Annotated in this window: 17 protein-coding genes and 1 pseudogene; 14 read left to right on the forward strand and 4 right to left on the reverse strand. The window is 66.0% G+C overall.

Annotation, left to right across the window (positions count from 1 at the left end; all coding sequences use genetic code 11):
- A partial coding sequence (locus GSQ95_RS10800; RefSeq protein ID WP_178123836.1) for a cyclodeaminase/cyclohydrolase family protein occupies positions 1–246 on the reverse strand: 246 nt, incomplete at its 3' end.
- 186 nt (positions 247–432) lie between these two features.
- On the opposite strand from GSQ95_RS10800, the pseudogene GSQ95_RS10805 reads away from it, so the two are divergent.
- The 4 genes and pseudogenes from GSQ95_RS10805 to GSQ95_RS10820 form a co-directional block, all read left to right on the forward strand.
- Positions 433–770: pseudogene (locus tag GSQ95_RS10805) on the forward strand (gluconate transporter); the annotation flags it as partial.
- Positions 771–897: 127 nt separating this feature from the next.
- The gene (locus tag GSQ95_RS10810; RefSeq protein WP_158895333.1) at positions 898–1,449 is read left to right on the forward strand and encodes a chromate transporter; all 552 of its coding nucleotides are present in this window, start codon (positions 898–900) and stop codon (positions 1,447–1,449) included.
- Entirely contained in the window at positions 1,446–1,970 is a 525-nt protein-coding gene (locus GSQ95_RS10815; RefSeq protein WP_007158686.1) for a chromate transporter, read from the forward strand. The genes GSQ95_RS10810 and GSQ95_RS10815 overlap by 4 nt, the downstream gene beginning before the upstream one ends.
- Before the next feature lie 71 nt (positions 1,971–2,041).
- The gene (locus GSQ95_RS10820) at positions 2,042–2,953 is read left to right on the forward strand and encodes a bestrophin family protein (RefSeq protein WP_158895336.1); all 912 of its coding nucleotides are present in this window, start codon (positions 2,042–2,044) and stop codon (positions 2,951–2,953) included.
- Positions 2,954–3,106: 153 nt separating this feature from the next.
- Here the strand turns inward: GSQ95_RS10820 and GSQ95_RS10825 are convergent, their stop codons facing one another.
- A complete protein-coding gene (locus tag GSQ95_RS10825; protein ID WP_158895338.1) occupies positions 3,107–3,301 on the reverse strand; it encodes a DUF1272 domain-containing protein in 195 nt (64 codons plus the stop codon).
- A 16-nt stretch (positions 3,302–3,317) separates the two neighbouring features.
- Positions 3,318–4,304, reverse strand: coding sequence for a GlxA family transcriptional regulator (locus tag GSQ95_RS10830; protein WP_158895340.1), 987 nt, complete (start codon positions 4,302–4,304; stop codon positions 3,318–3,320).
- A 137-nt stretch (positions 4,305–4,441) separates the two neighbouring features.
- Here GSQ95_RS10830 and scpB point away from each other — a divergent pair, with 137 nt between their 5' ends.
- Entirely contained in the window at positions 4,442–5,185 is a 744-nt protein-coding gene (gene scpB / locus GSQ95_RS10835) for an SMC-Scp complex subunit ScpB (RefSeq protein ID WP_158895342.1), read from the forward strand.
- Between the two features lie 533 nt (positions 5,186–5,718).
- Here scpB and gap read toward each other — a convergent pair.
- A complete protein-coding gene (gene gap / locus GSQ95_RS10840) occupies positions 5,719–6,723 on the reverse strand; it encodes a type I glyceraldehyde-3-phosphate dehydrogenase (RefSeq protein WP_158895344.1) in 1,005 nt (334 codons plus the stop codon).
- A gap of 136 nt (positions 6,724–6,859) precedes the next feature.
- Here gap and edd point away from each other — a divergent pair, with 136 nt between their 5' ends.
- The 9 genes from edd to GSQ95_RS10885 all read left to right on the forward strand — a co-directional run bounded on the left by edd (position 6,860) and on the right by GSQ95_RS10885 (position 17,351).
- Positions 6,860–8,689, forward strand: coding sequence for a phosphogluconate dehydratase (gene edd, locus GSQ95_RS10845; protein ID WP_158895346.1), 1,830 nt, complete (start codon positions 6,860–6,862; stop codon positions 8,687–8,689).
- Entirely contained in the window at positions 8,686–9,663 is a 978-nt protein-coding gene (locus GSQ95_RS10850) for a glucokinase (protein ID WP_133860875.1), read from the forward strand. Before edd ends, GSQ95_RS10850 begins: the two co-directional genes overlap by 4 nt.
- 102 nt (positions 9,664–9,765) lie before the next feature.
- Positions 9,766–10,506: a response regulator gene (locus GSQ95_RS10855; protein ID WP_007158678.1), complete on the forward strand. Its 741-nt coding sequence runs from the start codon at positions 9,766–9,768 to the stop codon at positions 10,504–10,506.
- Positions 10,496–11,944 carry an ATP-binding protein gene (locus GSQ95_RS10860; protein ID WP_158895348.1) on the forward strand — a complete coding sequence of 483 codons (1,449 nt, stop codon included), beginning with the start codon at positions 10,496–10,498 and terminating at the stop codon, positions 11,942–11,944. Before GSQ95_RS10855 ends, GSQ95_RS10860 begins: the two co-directional genes overlap by 11 nt.
- Before the next feature lie 124 nt (positions 11,945–12,068).
- Entirely contained in the window at positions 12,069–13,331 is a 1,263-nt protein-coding gene (locus GSQ95_RS10865; RefSeq protein ID WP_158895350.1) for an ABC transporter substrate-binding protein, read from the forward strand.
- A gap of 133 nt (positions 13,332–13,464) precedes the next feature.
- Entirely contained in the window at positions 13,465–14,382 is a 918-nt protein-coding gene (locus tag GSQ95_RS10870; RefSeq protein ID WP_158895352.1) for a carbohydrate ABC transporter permease, read from the forward strand.
- Positions 14,375–15,205 carry a carbohydrate ABC transporter permease gene (locus GSQ95_RS10875; protein WP_007158674.1) on the forward strand — a complete coding sequence of 277 codons (831 nt, stop codon included), beginning with the start codon at positions 14,375–14,377 and terminating at the stop codon, positions 15,203–15,205. Before GSQ95_RS10870 ends, GSQ95_RS10875 begins: the two co-directional genes overlap by 8 nt.
- 11 nt (positions 15,206–15,216) lie before the next feature.
- Complete coding sequence (locus tag GSQ95_RS10880) at positions 15,217–16,317, forward strand: ABC transporter ATP-binding protein (protein ID WP_158895354.1); 1,101 nt, start codon at positions 15,217–15,219, stop codon at positions 16,315–16,317.
- A gap of 128 nt (positions 16,318–16,445) precedes the next feature.
- Positions 16,446–17,351 carry a carbohydrate kinase gene (locus GSQ95_RS10885; protein WP_158895356.1) on the forward strand — a complete coding sequence of 302 codons (906 nt, stop codon included), beginning with the start codon at positions 16,446–16,448 and terminating at the stop codon, positions 17,349–17,351.
- Positions 17,352–17,371: the final 20 nt, after the last annotated feature.

The raw sequence follows: 17,371 nt of genomic DNA on the forward strand, positions 1-17,371 counted from the left end.
CTGGACGTCGGCATCGGCGCAGGTGCTCAGCGCCTCCTGCAGGCGCTCGCCCACGGCGATCAGGTCGGCATGGCGGGTCACCGGCTGGCGCTGCTGGCTGAGCTTCAGGCCCTTGAGGATCAGCGCGACACCCAGGCAGGCCGCCACGGTGGCCGCCGCGCCACTGCCCGGCGTCGGCAGGGTGGAGCCGGTCCCGTCGCGGAACTGGGCGAGGGTCTGCTGCCAGAGAGTAGAGGTTTCGTTCATGCCAACCGCCTGCGAGCAAAAGGGAAGGGGATTCGGTCACGACCGACCGCAGTTTGGATTGTGGGAAACGGCTGAGGTTCGCACGCTAAGTGCAATAAGGGACAGGCTTTATTTCGATTTACGTCGTACCTCGGACGCCGTGTCAGTCAGAGCAATCCTGAAACAATAAGTTACAAGGAGTCTTCCGTGGCTGCTGCTGCGCTCGCCTGGATCATCCACGACAGCCGGCTGCTCTTCTGCTGTCTGGCCGCCATCCTGGCCAGCGTCCTGCTCCTTGGGGTCACCCGCCTGCCACCCTTGCTGTCCATCCTCGACGTACCTTCATCGCTGGGCGACCCGCCGAGACGGTGGCCAAGGTGTTCAGCAAGGGGCGTTCTGTGAGACCGGCATCATCATCGCGCCGGGTTCCAGGCTCGATGCGCTGATGGCCGAATCCCGCGCCGCCGACCGCATCGGCAGGTACCCTGCTGGGACCGGGCAAGGGCCGCAGCCTGCCGTGGGGCATGGCGCGGGTGGCCAAGGTGCGCGAGTCCTGCGGCCTGGAGCTCAAGCAGAGCCTGAGGGTCTGGTCGGTGCTGCAGACACTGGTTTGCATCACCGACCTCGCAGGTACGCTATTGTTGTCGCTCTGGATCTGACGAACACCTGCCCATGGATAACGACTCCTCCTCGAACCGGCCGCGGCGCCGCGATCTCTTTCTCGGCTTCTTCGGGCTGGGCATCACGGCCTTCGGCGGGGTGCTGCCGCTGGCGCGGCGCTACCTGGTGGAGAAGCGGCGCTGGCTGTCGGCGGAGGAGTTCACCGAATTGCTCGGCCTCTGCCAGTTCCTGCCGGGCGGCAACATCATCAACCTCTCGGTAGCGGTGGGCATGAGATTCGCCGGCTGGAGCGGCGCCCTGGCCGCTGCCGCCGGGCTGCTGGTGGGCCCGACCCTGGTGGTGGTCGGCCTGGGCGTGCTCTACGACCGCTACCATGACGATCCCCTGGTGGGTCGCGCCTTCGCTGGGCTCGCCGCGGCGGCGGCCGGGTTGCTGGTGGCCATGGCGGTCAAGCTCGTCCAGCCCCTGCGCGGGCGCTGGCTGGCCCTGGGCATCGCCTGCCTGGCCTTTCTCGCCCTGGCGCTGCTCAAGTTGCCACTGCTCTGGACCATGCTGGTGCTCACCCCCATCAGCGTGCTGCTCAGTTATCGGCAGGGTCTATGAGTACGACCCTGCTGGCGCTGGCGCTGATCTTTACCCAGTTGTCGCTGCTGGCCTTCGGCGGTGGCAACTCGGTGTTGCCGGAGATGCAGCGCCAGGTGGTGACCGTGCATGGCTGGATGAGCGCCGCCGACTTCGCCGCGCTATTCGCCCTGGCCCAGGCCGCGCCCGGTCCCAATCTGATGATCGTGCCGCTGATCGGCTGGCACGTGGCTGGCTGGCCGGGGCTGCTGGTGACCTCCCTGGCCAAGTTCGTGCCGTCCTCGCTGCTGACCCTGGGCGTGCTGCACCTCTGGCAGCGCTTCGCCGACCGCCCCTGGCGTCGTCATCTGCAGGCCGGGCTGGTACCGGTCACCGTCGGCCTGGTGGCGGCCAGCGCCTGGCTGGTGGGCAGCAGCGTGGCCACCGCGCCGCTGTGGGTGCTGATCCTGGCGGCGGGCGCCCTGGGCTCGCTGTTCACCCGCTGGCATCCGCTGTGGCTGCTGGCCGGCGGGGCCCTGGTCGGGGTGCTGTTCGGCCCCTGACCCGCCAGGGGGCCCAGGCACTGTCGCGCTCGGGCGGCGTCGAAGCCAGAACTTCACGCGAGAGCACCCCTGTGATCACCCGTCCCCAGAATCCCTCGCTGCGCGAACTGCTGTTCACGGTGCGCGGCTCCATCGTCCAGGCGATCTGGCCCAAGCTGCTCTATGTGATGCTGCTGAGCCTGGCGGTGACCCTGAGCCATGGCGTCATCCTGAGCTTCGACTTCGGCCTCACCACTACGCCCCTGACCCTCTGGGGCCTGACCCTGGCGATCTTCCTCGGCTTTCGCAACACCACGGCCTACCAGCGCTTCTGGGAGGCGCGCGGTCTGTGGGGTGAACTGCTGATCGCCGGGCGCAATCTGGCGCGCCAGGTCGAGACCCTGCTACCCGGGCTGCACGCGACCGAGCGCCGCCAGTTGCTGACTCCGCTGCTGGCCTTCGGTTATGCCTTGCGTGACCACCTGCGTCGTGAAGCGCCGTCTGCCGATCTGCAGCGGGTGCTGGCGGGGGAAGAACGCCTGCTCGCCGCGCCTCACCGACCCAGTGCACTGATCCGCCGGCTGGGCACCATGCTGGTTGCCCGGGCACGACAGGAAGGGCTCGGTGATCCACTGATCGCCAATGTCGATAACCAGCTGGACCGGCTGACCGCGGTGCTCAGCGGCTGCGAACGCATTCGCCAGACACCCATTCCCTATCCCTACATCCTGATGCTGCACCGGGTGGTGCACGTCTATTGCTTTCTGCTGCCGTTCTGCCTGGTGGACAGCCTGGGCTGGTTCACGCCGCTGGCGGTGCTGGTGCTGGCCTACACCTTCTTCGGCCTGGACGCCTTGGGCGACCAGATCGCCGACCCTTTCGGCACCCAGCCCAACCACCTGCCGCTCGATGCCCTCAGCCGCGGCCTGGAGATCGCCGTGCTGGATCTGCTGGGCGAGCCTACGCCAGAGCCGATCCGCGCGGAGGCGGGGTTGCTGAGATAAGGATGAACCGCGGCTCTGGCGCCGAACGCCTGCACGAATAGCCCCCTCTCCCCCTGGGAGAGGGTTGGGGTGAGGGCACGCCTCGCTACGACACCCAGTGGAAAAGGCTGCGCCGTTTTCCACGCTACGCCTGTCGATATGCCCGGTGGCGACTCAGTCCACTGCGTCCTTGGGTACCCGCCGCGGTCGCCTCACCAGCTCCCCGCGACAGTTCGGACACCGCCCCTGCAGCGGCCCGGCGGCGCATTCCGTGCAAAAGGTGCATTCATAGGAGCAGATCACCGCCTCTTCGCTTTCCATCGGCAGGGCCCTGGCACAGTGTTCACACGAGGTCCGCATTTCCAGCATGGCTGTCTCTCCCTGATCAGGCGCCAAAGCGCGCCGCGTAGTCCTGGGGGCTGACCGCCAGGTGCTTGTGAAAGGTGCGCCGGAGATTTTCCGGATGGCCGAAGCCGCACAGGCGCGAGACCGTGGCGATGGAGGCCTGGCCGGCCTGCAAGAGCACCCGCGCCGTCTCCAGGCGGACCTGCTCGACATAGCGGCCCGGGCCCATGCCCACTTCGCGGCTGAACAGCCGCGACAGGGTGCGTGGTGCCATATGGGCACGCTCGACCAGGCGCTCCAGCCCCAGGTCTTCCCCCAGGTGACCGGGAATCCAGTCGAGCAGGGCCGCCAGCCGTGGCGTCCGTCCCGGATCGGGCGCCAGACAGGCGCTGAATTGCGCCTGGCCGCCGGGACGGCGCAGGAACATCACCAGCCGGCGCGCTACTGCCAGCGCCAGCGGACGTCCGAGATCGGCTTCCACCAGCGCCAGGGCCAGGTCGATGCCGGCGGTGACGCCGGCCGAGGTAAAGACATGGGGATCGCCATCGCGCCCCAGGGGGTCGTAGGTATGCAGGCGATCGCCCTGGACCTCGATGGCCGCAAAGGTGGCGAGTTCGTCGACATAGGCCCAGTGGGTGGTGGCACGGCGACCGTTCAGCAGCCCGGCGCTGGCCAGCAGCAGGGCACCGGAACACACCGAGCCGAGCCGTCGCACCCGGGGTTCCAGATCGCGCAGCCAGGCCTGCAAGCCGGCATCCTGGCGTAGCGTCTCGATGCCTATGCCGCCGGGAATCAACAGGGTATCCACCTCGCCCACGTCGAGGTCGTACCAGCTCTGTTCGGCCTGGATACCGATACCGGCCGAAGTCCTGACCAGCCCCTCGGCGGCGCCCAGCAGGCGTAACTGATAGTAGGCGGGCAGGCCCTGGCGTTCCCGTTCCAGATTGGCCGAGGCGAATACCTGTAGCGGGCCGGTGACGTCCAGACTCATGACGTCGGGGTAGAGCAGGGCAGCGATCAGCGGCATGGATGGCTCTCCGTAGCGATCTGCCGAGCATGCCCTGGCTGCCAGTCTGGCGACAAGGTCAAAGACCCCACGGATCTCGCCATCCGGTGGCCGGTTGGATTTGGCGTGACTCGCGCCCGGCCGTATCATCGCCGCCCATGAACTACACCGATCCCAAGCAACTGGCGCCCCTGCTGGAAGCCATCCTGCTCGCCGCCGGCCGACCCCTGACCCTGGAACGCCTGGCCGAACTCTTCGAAGAGTACGAACGCCCCGAGCCCGCGCACCTGCGCGCGGGTCTCGCCGTGCTCGGCGGGTCCTGCCGCAAGCGCGGCTTCGAACTCAGGGAAGTGGCCTCCGGCTATCGCCTGCAGGTGCGCGAAAAGTACGCGCCCTGGGTCGGACGCCTCTGGGAGGAGCGTCCGCCGCGCTATTCCCGCGCCATGCTGGAGACCCTGGCGCTGATCGCCTATCGCCAGCCGATCACCCGCGGTGAGATCGAGGAAGTGCGCGGAGTGGCGGTCAACAGTCAGATCGTCAAGACGCTGCTAGAGCGCGACTGGATCCGCGTGGTCGGCTATCGCGACGTGCCCGGCCGCCCGGCGATGTTCGCCACCACCAAAACCTTTCTCGACTACTTCGACCTGCGCAGCCTCGACCAGCTGCCGCCGCTGGCCGAGGTGCGCCAGCTGGAACCCGAACCGGCCTCGGTGCTGGAAGACCCCGAGCTGAGCCTGGCGGCGCTGGGGGTAGGGGAGCCGAAGGACGAGGAGGACACCCTGGTGATCCCCGAGCGCACCAGTTTCCGTACCCTGCTCACCGAGCTGGACGCCATGGAGACCGGCCTCAAAACCGATTTCGATGATCTGCGCCAGGCGGCGGACGAGGAAGACGAGGGTTGAGTCAGGCCTGTTGGGCTTCGCGCCGCTCAACCCAGCCTACCCGCTGAACCACCCTCTTCAGCCGGAAGACGACCCCTCGCTCGATCAACCCCCTCTCCCTGTGGGAGAGGGCTGGGGTGAGAGTCCGCGTCACGATGAATGCCGAGTGGAAAAGGCTGCGCCGTTTTCCACGCTACGGTGCTCCCCTGACTGCGGAAGATCACCCTCGCTCGATCAACCCCCTCTCCCGGTGGGAGAGGGCTGGGGCGAGGGCCGGGCTTACGGGGTATGCCCCAGCGAAAAAAGCTGCGCCATTTTCCATGCTAGGGTTTTCCAGTTATCTGATGCGTATCGCGGCCATGGCGGTGCGCTGTAGCGACCGCTCCTACGGCAGCTGGATCTTCTGTAGGAGCGGCCCATGGCCGCGATAAAGACAGTTTTTCCTATCTTCGGAACTCCCCGGAGGAGCTGCCGCATCGGTGGACCGACCCTGCCGCCACTGAAAACGAAAAAAGCGCCCGAAGGCGCTTTTTTCCAACCCAGACCTAGAGGTCTCAGGCCGGCGCGTTGACCAGCGCCTTGCAGGTATCGAGCATGCGGTTGGAGAAGCCCCACTCGTTGTCGTACCAGGCCATGATCTTCACCAGCTTGCCGCTCACCTTGGTGTGGTTGGCGTCGAAGATCGACGACAGGCGGTTGTGGTTGAAGTCGATGGAGACCAGCGGCTTGTCGTTATAGCCCAGGACCGGCGAGGCTTCGGCCGCCGCCTTCATGAAGGCGTTGATGGTCGTGGCGTCGGTTTCCTTGGCGGTCAGGATGGTCAAATCGACCAGCGACACGTTGATGGTCGGCACCCGCACCGCCATGCCGCTAAACTTGCCTTGCAGCTCCGGCAGCACCAGACCCACCGCCTCGGCGGCACCGGTCTTGGTCGGAATCATCGACTGGGTGGCCGAACGCGCCCGGAAGGGGTCGGAGTGGTAGACGTCCGACAGGTTCTGGTCGTTGGTGTAGGCATGGATGGTGGTCATCAAACCGTTCTCGATACCCAGTTCGCGCTGCAACACCTGGGCGACCGGCGCCAGGCAGTTGGTGGTGCAGGAGGCGTTGGAGATGATCTGGTGCGACTGGCGCAGGATGTTGTCATTGACGCCATAAACGATGGTGGCGTCCACGTCCTTGCCCGGGGCCGAGACGATCACCTTGGCGGCGCCGGCTTCCAGATGGGCAGCGGCCTTGTCGCGGCTGGTGAAGAGACCGGTGCATTCGAACACCACGTCGATCTTCAGGTCCTTCCACGGCAGCTCGGCCGGGTTGCGGATGGCCGTCACGGCGATGCGGTCACCATTGACCACCAGCTTGTCGCCCTCGACGGACACCTCGGCAGGGAAGCGGTCATGAACGCTGTCATACTGTAGGAGATGCGCATTGATGGCGGCGTCGCCCAGGTCGTTGATCGCGACGACCTCCAGGTCCTGGCGATAGCCCTCGGTATACAGCGCCCGCAGCACGTTGCGGCCGATGCGTCCAAAACCATTGATGGCAATACGAATACTCATTGAGAGAAACCTCGCGATAGCTGGGTTTTGTTGTAAAAAACATTACACATGACGCGTGCTAAGCGGAATAATAGCGTCAATTTGGCTGTGAATGTTTGAAATAACAACAAATTTAGCCCGGTGGAGAATCGAAACCATGCATCCTCGCGTCCTCGAAGTCACACAGCGGTTGGTGGAACGCAGTCGTCCGACCCGTGAGCGTTACCTCGCCATGATCCGGGCCGCCGCCAGCGACGGTCCGCAGCGCGGCAAGCTGCAATGCGCCAATTTCGCCCATGGCGTCGCCGGGTGTGGATCCTCGACGGATAAGCAGCGCCTCCGTTTGATGGACCAGGCCAACGTCGCCATCGTTTCCAGCTACAACGACATGTTGTCGGCTCATCAGCCCTATGAGCACTACCCGGAGCTGATCAAACAGGCCCTGCGCGAGATCGGCTCCGTCGGTCAGTTCGCTGGTGGCGTGCCGGCCATGTGCGACGGCGTGACCCAGGGCGAGGCCGGCATGGAGCTCAGCCTGGCGAGTCGTGAAGTCATCGCCATGTCCACCGCCGTGGCCCTGTCGCACAACATGTTCGACGCCGCGCTGCTGCTGGGCATCTGCGACAAGATCATTCCCGGCCTGATGATTGGCGCGCTGCGCTTCGGCCATCTGCCGATGATCTTCGTCCCGGGCGGCCCGATGCCATCGGGCATCTCCAACAAGGAGAAGGCGCGCGTGCGCCAGGCCTTCGCCGAGGGCAAGGCGACTCGCGAAGAGCTGCTGGAGTCGGAAATGAAGTCCTACCACAGCCCTGGCACCTGCACCTTCTATGGCACCGCCAACACCAATCAGGTGGTGATGGAGGTCATGGGCCTGCACCTGCCGGGCTCTTCCTTCGTCAATCCCTACACCCCGCTGCGTGACGAGCTCACCCGCGAGGCGGCGCGCCAGGTGACCCGCATCACCCACCAGGGCGGCAACTTCATGCCGCTGGGCGAAATCGTCGACGAGAAGTCCATCGTCAACTCGGTGGTAGCCCTGAGCGCCACCGGTGGCTCGACCAACCACACCCTGCATATCCCGGCCATCGCCCAGGCCGCCGGTATCCAGCTGACCTGGGACGACATGGCCGAGATCTCGGCGGTCACCCCGACCCTGGCCCAGGTCTATCCCAACGGCAAGGCCGACGTGAACCACTTCCATGCCGCCGGTGGCGTCAACTTCATGGTGCACACCCTGCTCGAAGCCGGACTGCTGCACGAAGACGTCAACACCATCATGGGCCGTGGCCTGTCGCGCTACCTGCAGGAACCCTTCCTGGTGGACGGCAAGCTGGAATGGCGCACCGGGCGGGCCGAAAGCCTGGACGAAGACATCCTGCGTCCGGCCAGCCGGCCGTTCAACGAGGAGGGCGGCCTGCGTGTCATGCAGGGCAATCTCGGGCGTGGCGTGATGAAGGTGTCGGCCGTGGCGCCCAACCATCAGGTGGTGGAAGCCCCGGCGCGGGTCTTCCATGACCAGAGCGAACTGGCAGCCGCCTTCAAGGCCGGCGAGCTGGAGCGCGATTTCGTCGCGGTGGTACGTTTCCAGGGACCCAAGGCCCTGGGCATGCCCGAGCTGCACAAGCTCACCCCCTACCTCGGCGTGCTGCAGGATCGCGGCTTCAAGGTGGCGCTGGTCACCGACGGCCGCATGTCCGGTGCCTCGGGCAAGGTCCCGGCGGCGATCCACCTCTGTCCGGAAGCCATCGATGGCGGGCCGCTGGCCAAGGTCTGTGACGACGATCTCATTCGTGTCGATGGACGCACCGGAGAGCTGAAGATTCTGGTCCCGGCGGACGAATGGATGGCTCGCCAGGCGGTCGAAGCGCCCCAGGGCACCGGGGTAGGCTGTGGTCGTGAGTTGTTCGCCTTCATGCGCGGCGCCATGAGTACCGCTGAATCGGGTGCCAGTGCATTCACTTCCAGTCTGGAGGCGCTGAAATGAGTTTGGCTTTGGTTGGCGACATCGGGGGCACCAATGCCCGCTTCGCCTTGTGGCGCGACGGTCGCCTGGAGGCCATCGAGGTCTTCGCCTGTGCGGATTACGCCTGTCCGGAAGATGCCGTGCGCAAGTATCTGGCGCAGAGCGGCGTGGCGCTGGATGACATCACCGCCGTGTGCCTCGCCTGTGCGGGCCCGGTGGGCGAGGGTGACTTCCGCTTCACCAACAATCACTGGGTGATCAAGCGTGAGCAATTCTGCCGCGAGCTGGGGCTGACCCATCTGCTGCTGATCAATGACTTCACCTCCATGGCCTGGGCCATCGCCCGCCTGGACCCGGCGGACTCCGTCCAGGTGCGCGACGGCATCGCCTTGCCGACGCGTCCGCGCCTGGTGATCGGGCCGGGCACCGGCCTGGGTCTCGCCAGCCTGGTACCCAGTGGCAAGGATCGCTGGATCGTGTTGCCGAGCGAGGGTGGTCACGTCGACCTGCCGATCAACACCCAGCGCGAATTCGATATCTGGAAGATCCTCAAGCGCCAGTTCGGCAACCACGTCTCCGCCGAGCGCGTGGTGTCCGGCAGCGGCCTGGTCAACCTCTATCACGCCAGTTGCGAACTGGACGGCCGCACCGCCGCCCTGCACAGCGCGGCGGACATCTGCGAGCTGGCGCTCAAGGGTGACCCCTATGCCGACGCCGTGCTGGAGCAGTTCTTCATCTGGCTGGCGCGGGTCGCCGGCAACGCGGCCCTGACCCTTGGCGCCCTGGGTGGCGTCTACATCGCCGGCGGCATCCTGCCGCGCTTCGTCGAGCGCTTCCAGAGCGGGGCCTTCGCCCATGCCTTCGCCGACAAGGGCAAAACCAGCAGCGCCTACCTCAAGGACATCCCGGCCTGGCTGGTGACCGCCGAGTACCCGGGGCTGTTCGGTGCCGGCGTCGCCCTGGACCAGACCATCGCCGAAGCGCGCCAGGTCTGATCCGCTGGGGCCGGGCGACTACTCAAGGTCGCCCGGCCCCGGTATGCTGCCGGCTCTACCGGTAGCTGGCCTCGGGCCAGAACAACAAGAGCGAACATCGCCATGTCCACCCTGGGCAAATCCCTCCTGGTCGTCGACGACGACGGGGAAATCCGTGAGCTGCTCGACGCCTACCTCACCCGTGCCGGCTATCTGGTGCGCGCCGTCGGCGATGGCCGCGAATTGCGCCGGGCGCTGGGCGACTTCGTCCCCGATCTGCTGATCCTCGACGTCATGCTCCCCGGCGAAGACGGCTTCGCCCTCTGCCGCTGGATGCGCGAGCAGTCGAGTTGCCGCCAGGTCCCCATCATCATGCTCACCGCCAGTTCCGACGAAGCGGATCGGGTCATCGGCCTGGAACTGGGCGCCGACGACTACCTGGGCAAACCCTTCAGTCCGCGCGAATTGCTGGCCCGCATCAAGGCGCTGCTGCGCCGTGCCGGCTTCGGCGAGACGCGCCCGGCGGCCACCGGTCTGCTGACCTTCGACGACTGGCGCCTGGATCCGGTCAGTCACCGGCTGTTCCATCGCGATGGCGAGGAGGTCATCCTCTCCGGCGCCGATTTCACCCTGCTCAAGCTGTTTCTCGACCATCCCCAGCAGATTCTCGATCGCGACACCATCGCCAATGCCACCCGCGGACGCGAGGTGCTGCCCCTGGAGCGCATCGTCGACATGGCGGTCAGCCGCCTGCGCCAGCGGCTGAGAGACACCGGCAAGTCGCCGCGGCTGATCCGCACCGTGCGCGGTTCCGGCTACCTGCTTGCCGCCGAGGTCAGCGGACTGGTCGCCGATGCGGTGTAGCGGTCCCCTTGCGCGGCTGGTGCCGCGCTCTCTGCTGGCGCGGATGCTGCTGCTGACCCTGCTGGCGGTACTACTGGCCCAGGGCGCCTCGGCGCTGTTCTGGTCGGCCTCCCTGCGCAGCGACCGCAACCAGGGCCTGCAGACCGCCGCCCGCAGCCTGGGCTATTCCATCGCCGCCAGCGTGCGCTATTTCAGCCTGCTGCCACCGGCCTATCGGCCGCTGGTGCTGGAGCAGTTGCGCAACATGGGCGGCACGCGCTTCTTCGTCTCGCTCAATGAAAAGCCGCTGACCATGCAGGCGCTGCCGGATACGCCCGGCCGCCGGGCGGTGCTCCAGGGGGTCGAGGCGGTGCTGCGCGAACGCCTGGGCGCGGCCATGCCCATGTACGTGGAATTCATCGGCCCGCAGCAGTTGCGGCTGTTCAACGGCGCCGTGGCCCTCGACGAGCTGCCGCGCTCCTGGGCGCACTACGCCCTGAGTCTGGAGCCGCTGGAGCCGCCGGTGCTGGTGACCCAGATCCGCATCGGCGAAGGGGAGTGGGTGTACCTGGCCACCCTGATGCCAGCGCCTTACTACAGTCTGGACGAGTCCTGGCTGCCCTTGCAGCAGCTGCTGTTCATGGTCTTCAGCAGCGCCTTCCTGCTGCTGTTCATCGGCCTGCTGATCCGCTGGCAGAGTCGCCCGCTCAAGCGGCTGTCGCGTGCCGCGCGGGAGCTGTCGCTGGAGGTCCATACGCCGCCGGTGCGCGAGGAGGGCGCCCAAGAGATCCGCGAGGTCACCCGCGCCTTCAATGCCATGCGTGAACGCATCGCCCGCTACCTGGACGAGCGCGCCCAGCTGTTCAGCGCCATCTCCCACGACCTGCGCACGCCCATCACCCGGTTGCGCCTGCGCGCCGAACTGCTGGATGACGAGGTGATGCAGGCCAAGCTGGTGCGCGATCTGGACGAGCTGGATCTGCTGGTCAAGGGGGCCCTGCAGTGCGTCAAGGACACCGACATCCATGAGAACCTGGAGCCGGTCGACCTGCAGGCGCTGCTGGAGCAACTGGTGGAGCCCTTCACCCAGGAGCAACCGCCGCCGGCGCGCCTCACCGGGGAAGCCCGTGGCACCCTGCTGGGCAAGCCGCTGGCGCTCAAGCGCTGCATCGGCAATCTGCTGGACAACGCCCTCAAGTATGGCTATCGCGCCCACCTGCAGGTGGAAGACGACGGTCATGCCTTCGTCCTGCATGTCGACGACGAAGGACCGGGGGTGCCGGAGCAGGAACTGGAGCAGGTGTTCCAGCCCCATGTCCGCCTGGCCACCGACCGCCATGGCTATGGCCTGGGCCTGGGCATCGCCCGCAACCTGGCTCACGCCCATGGTGGCGAAGTGGAGCTGCGCAATCGCCGCGAGGGCGGTCTGCGGGTCACCCTTACTCTCCCGCGCACCTGAGCATTGGTGTGACGTCATGTCACCAGCTCGTGACAAAACTCCTTCCCTTCGTTACCCACGGTCGCAGGCGTCTGACTAGACTCCGCCCAGCTCCAATAAAAAAACAACAAGGAACGACCCCCTCATGAATGCGTTGAATCGTCTCGCTCTCGCCGTTTCCCTTTCCTGCGCCGCGCTCGCCGCACCCCTGACCGCCCATGCCGGTGAGGTCGAGGTGCTGCACTGGTGGACCTCCGGTGGCGAGGCTCGCGCCGTCGATGTCCTCAAGCAGCTGATGCAGAAGCAGGGCGATACCTGGAAGGACTTCGCCGTGGCCGGTGGCGCCGGCGAGGCCGCCATGACCGTGCTCAAGACCCGCGCCGTGTCCGGCAATCCGCCGTCCGCTGCCCAGCTCAAGGGCCCGGACATCCAGGAATGGGCCAGCATGGGCTTCCTGGCTGACATCAGCGACATCGCCAAGCAGGGCAACTGGGACACCATCCTGCCCAAGCGCGTGGCCCAGACCATGCAGCACGATGGCGAGTACGTCGCGGTACCGGCCGGCATCCACCGCATCAACTGGCTGTGGATCAACCCCGCCGTCTTCAAGAAGGCCGGCGCCAAGGTCCCCACCACCCTGGACGAATTCTTCGAGGCCGCCGACAAGCTCAAGGCCGCAGGCGTCGTGCCCTTGGGCCATGGCGGCCAGAACTGGCAGGACGGCACCATCTTCGAATCCCTGGTCATGGCCATCATGGGTCCGGAAGGCTACGACAAGGTCTTCGTGCAGACCGATGCCGACACCATCCGCAGCGACAAGATGGTCGAGGTGTTCAAGACCTTCAAGCGCGTCAAGGGCTATGTCGATCCCAATGCCGCCGGTCGCGACTGGAACCTGGCCACCGCCATGGTCATCGAGGGCAAGGCGGGCATGCAGATCATGGGTGACTGGGCCAAGGCCGAATTCACCGCCGCCGGCAAGAAGCCGGGCGTCGACTACGAGTGCGTGGTGATGCCGGGCACCCAGGGCGACTTCATCTACAACATCGACTCTCTGGCCATGTTCAAGATCAAGAACAAGGACAACCAGAAGGCCCAGGACGACTTGGTACGCACCGTCATCGACAAGCCCTTCCAGGAGGTGTTCAACCTCAACAAGGGCTCCATCCCGGTGCGCAACGACATCGACCTGGCCAAGTTCGACAGCTGCGCCCAGCAGTCCGCCAAGGACTTCCAGGCGGCCAATGCCGATGGCAAGGCCGAGCCGAGCATGGCGCACAGCATGGCCAACACCAGCTATGTGCAGGGTGCGATCTTCGACGTGGTGACCAATTTCTTCAACGACGCCAACGCCGATCCGAAGAAGGCCACCGAGCAACTGGTCGCTGCCATCCAGGCCGCCAAGTAAGGTCAATCGCGGCCATGGCGGTCCGCCGCCGCGGCCGCGCCTGCAGACGCCTGAGCGACCTGTAGGAGCGGCCCATGGCCGCGATCACCCAGCTACCTGACGCCAAGATAATACCACCCCTTGGGAACGCCTCATGGCTCTTACCGAAACCCTTCCCGTCGCGACCGTCAGTCGACGCCCGGACCGGCTGCAGCGCCTGCTGCCCAAGCTGGTGCTGGCGCCCACGGCCATCGCCATGGTCGTCTGCCTCTATGGCTACATGCTGTGGACGGCGGTGATCTCCTTTACCAACTCGCGCTTCCTGCCCAGCTACAATTTCGGCGGCTTCGCCCAGTACGCGCGGCTGCTGGAGAACGATCGCTGGCTGGTGGCCTGCAAGAACCTGGCGATCTTCGGCGGTCTGTTTATCCTGCTGAGCCTGGCCATCGGCGTCTTCTTCGCCATCCTGCTGGACCAGCGCATCCGCCGCGAAGGCTTCATCCGCACTATCTACCTCTATCCCATGGCGCTGTCGATGATCGTCACCGGCACCGCCTGGAAATGGCTGCTCAACCCCGGCATGGGGCTGGACAAGCTGCTGCGGGACTGGGGCTGGGAAGGCTTTCGCTTCGACTGGCTGGTGGATCCCGACCGGGTCATCTACTGCCTGCTGATCGCCGCCCTCTGGCAGGCCTCGGGCTTCGTCATGGCCATGTTCCTCGCCGGCTTGCGGGGCGTGGATTCCTCCATCCTGAGAGCCGCCCAGGTCGACGGGGCAGGGCTGCCGACCATCTATCTGCGCATCGTCTTGCCCAGCCTGCGGCCGGTGTTCTTCAGCGCGGTGATGATCCTCGCCCACATCGCCATCAAGAGCTTCGACCTGGTCATGGCCATGACCGCGGGCGGTCCCGGCTACGCCTCGGACCTGCCGGCGGTGTTCATGTACCAGCACACCTTCACCCGCGGCCAGATGGGCCTGGGTTCGGCCAGTGCGGTCCTGATGCTCGGCGCGGTGCTGGCGGTGCTGGTGCCCTACCTTTACTCGGAATTGCGGAGCAAGCGAAATGGCTAAGGCTCTGAACGTCAACCGCGTGGCCATCCACGCCACCCTGATCATCGCCTGCGCGGTCTATCTGGTGCCGCTGCTGGTGATGCTGCTGACCAGCTTCAAGACCCCGGACGACGTGCGCACCGGCAACCTGCTGAGCCTGCCCCTGGACTGGACGATCATCGGCTGGCTCAAGGCCTGGGACGTGGTGCACAGCTACTTCTGGAACTCCTTCATGATCACCGTCCCGGCGGTGCTCATCTCCACCTTTATCGGCGCGCTCAACGGCTACGCCCTGTCGAAGTGGCAGTTCCGCGGTTCGAATCTGTTGTTCAGCCTGCTGCTGTTCGGCTGCTTCATTCCCTTCCAGGTGATCCTGCTGCCGATGTCCTTCACCCTCGGCCAGCTGGGCCTGGCCAACACCACCGCCGGCCTGGTGCTGGTGCACGTGATCTACGGCCTGGCCTTCACCACGCTGTTCTTCCGCAACTACTACGTGGGCATTCCCGATGCCCTGATCAAGGCGGCGCGGCTGGACGGCGCGGGCTTCTTCACCATCTTCTTCAAGATCCTGCTGCCGCTGTCCACGCCGATCGTGATGGTCAGCCTGATCTGGCAGTTCACCCAGGTATGGAACGATTTCCTGTTCGGCGTGGTGTTCGCCAGCGGCTCGTCGCAGCCCATTACCGTGGCCCTCAACAACCTGGTCAACACCAGCACCGGCGCGAAGGAATACAACGTCGACATGGCCGCCGCCATGATCGCCGCGCTGCCGACGCTGCTGGTCTACATCTTCGCTGGCAAGTATTTCGTTCGGGGCCTGACTTCGGGCGTGGTCAAAGGATAAGGAAGGCCACCATGGCAGCTCTCGAACTCAAAAGCGTACGCAAGACCTACGGCAACGCCGCCCAGGAAGCCCTCAAGGGCATCGACATCCGCATCGACGCGGGTCAGTTCCTCATCCTGGTGGGCCCCTCCGGGTGCGGCAAATCCACCCTCATGAACGCCATCGCCGGCCTGGAAGACATCAGCAGCGGCGCCATCTGCCTGGACGGCGAGGACGTCACCCAGGTCGAGCCCAAGGACAGAGACATCGCCATGGTGTTCCAGTCCTACGCCCTGTATCCGACCATGACCGTGCGCGAGAACATCGCCTTCGGCCTGAAGATCCGCAAGACCCCCAGGGAGCAGATCGACGCCGAGGTGGCGCGCGTCGCCAAGCTGCTGCAGATCGAGCACCTGCTCGAACGCAAGCCGGCGCAGCTCTCCGGTGGCCAGCAGCAGCGGGTAGCCATGGGTCGCGCCCTGGCGCGCCGGCCCAAGCTCTATCTGTTCGACGAGCCGCTGTCCAACCTCGACGCCAAGCTGCGGGTGGAGATGCGCACCGAGATCAAGCTGATGCACCAGCGCCTGCAGACCACCACCGTCTACGTCACCCACGACCAGATCGAAGCCATGACCCTGGGCGATCGGGTCGCGGTGATGAAGGATGGCGAGGTGCAGCAGTTCGGTACTCCCGAGGAGATCTACAACAACCCGGCCAATCTCTTCGTCGCCAGCTTCATCGGCTCGCCGCCGATGAACTTCGTGCCGGTGCGCCTGGAAGCGCGCGAGGGCAGGGTGGTCGCCCGCGTCACCGGCGATACCGGCGACAGCCAGGTGGATTTGCCCGATCTGGATCCGGCGCTCGCGGGACGCGAGGCTATCCTTGGGGTGCGCCCGGAGCAGATCCAGTCGGCGCATCCGGCCGACAACGCGGTGCCAGGCATCCTGACGCGGATCCAGGTGGTCGAGCCGACCGGTCCCGACACCCTGCTGTATGCCGAATGGAACGGCACCAAGGTCTGCTGCCGGGTCGCTCCGGGCGAGGCGCCGCGGGCCGGCGACCAGGTGCTGTGGCGGATCGATTCGCGACGGGCGGTGCTGTTCGATCCTGCGAGCGGTCGCCGACTTTCTTGAACGTAGCTCATGGCTGAAACGTTACAGCAATGGTAAGGTCCGCCCGCCGCCGCGCCTGACGTCGGGTTGCGGCCCTACCAGAGGCCAGGAGTGCTCCTCCGGCCGCCGTGACAGACAGGAGAACAACAATGGCACTACCCCGCGTCGTGGTCTTTGGCGAAGCCCTCACCGACATCGTTCAGGGTAATCCTGGCGAATGGCGGGGTTATCCGGGCGGTGCCCCCTGGAACGTGGCGCGTGGCCTGGCCCGGCTGGGCGTGGCAAGCGCCTTCGGCGGCGCCATCAGCCAGGACGGGCTGGGTGACGAGATCGCCTGGCAGTCGGAAACCGCCGGCCTCGATACCCGCTTCCTGCAGCGCGTCGCCGCCGATCCGCTGGTGGCCATCGTGCCGTCGAGCCGTCCGCCGCGCTATTTCTTCGCCGGCGAAGCCGATCTCCGGTTCGACCCGGCGCTGCTGCCCGAAGGCTGGCTGGAGGCCGCCGAGGTCTGCCATTTCAGCTGCATCAGCCTAGCCCGCTATCCGCTGGCCGACACCCTGCTGGACCTGGCCCGCCAGGCCAAGGCCGCCGGCAAGCGCCTGAGCTACGATCCCAACTGGCGCAACCTGATGGACGATCGCTATCGCCAGCAGACCTTCCCCGAGCTGGTGCGCCTGGCCGACGACATCAAGCTGTCCGACGAAGACATCCGCCAGATCTATCCGGGCCTGGACGAGCGCGACGCGCTGGACGAATTGCGCGCCCTCAATCCCCATGCCCGCATCCTCTTCACCCGCGGCGAGCACGGCCTGGTGCTCTATACGTCGGAAGGCGAGTGGCAACAGGCCGCCATCGCCGTGGATGTGGCCGACACCGTGGGTGCCGGTGATGCCTGCATGGCCGGCTGGCTGGCCTCCGGCCTGCTGGGCCTGACCGACCTGCAGCAGCGCCTGAGATTCGCCGCGGCCAGTGCCTCGGTGTCCTGCCGCCATGCTGGCGCCTATGCGCCGACCCGTGCCGACGTCGAAGCCCTGCTGCAGGTGAGTCCGCACTAGACCGCTTTCCCACAACAACA

The sequence above is a fragment of the Pseudomonas sp. BAV 4579 genome (assembly GCF_009765395.1).
Classification (GTDB): domain Bacteria; phylum Pseudomonadota; class Gammaproteobacteria; order Pseudomonadales; family Pseudomonadaceae; genus Chryseomonas; species Chryseomonas aestiva.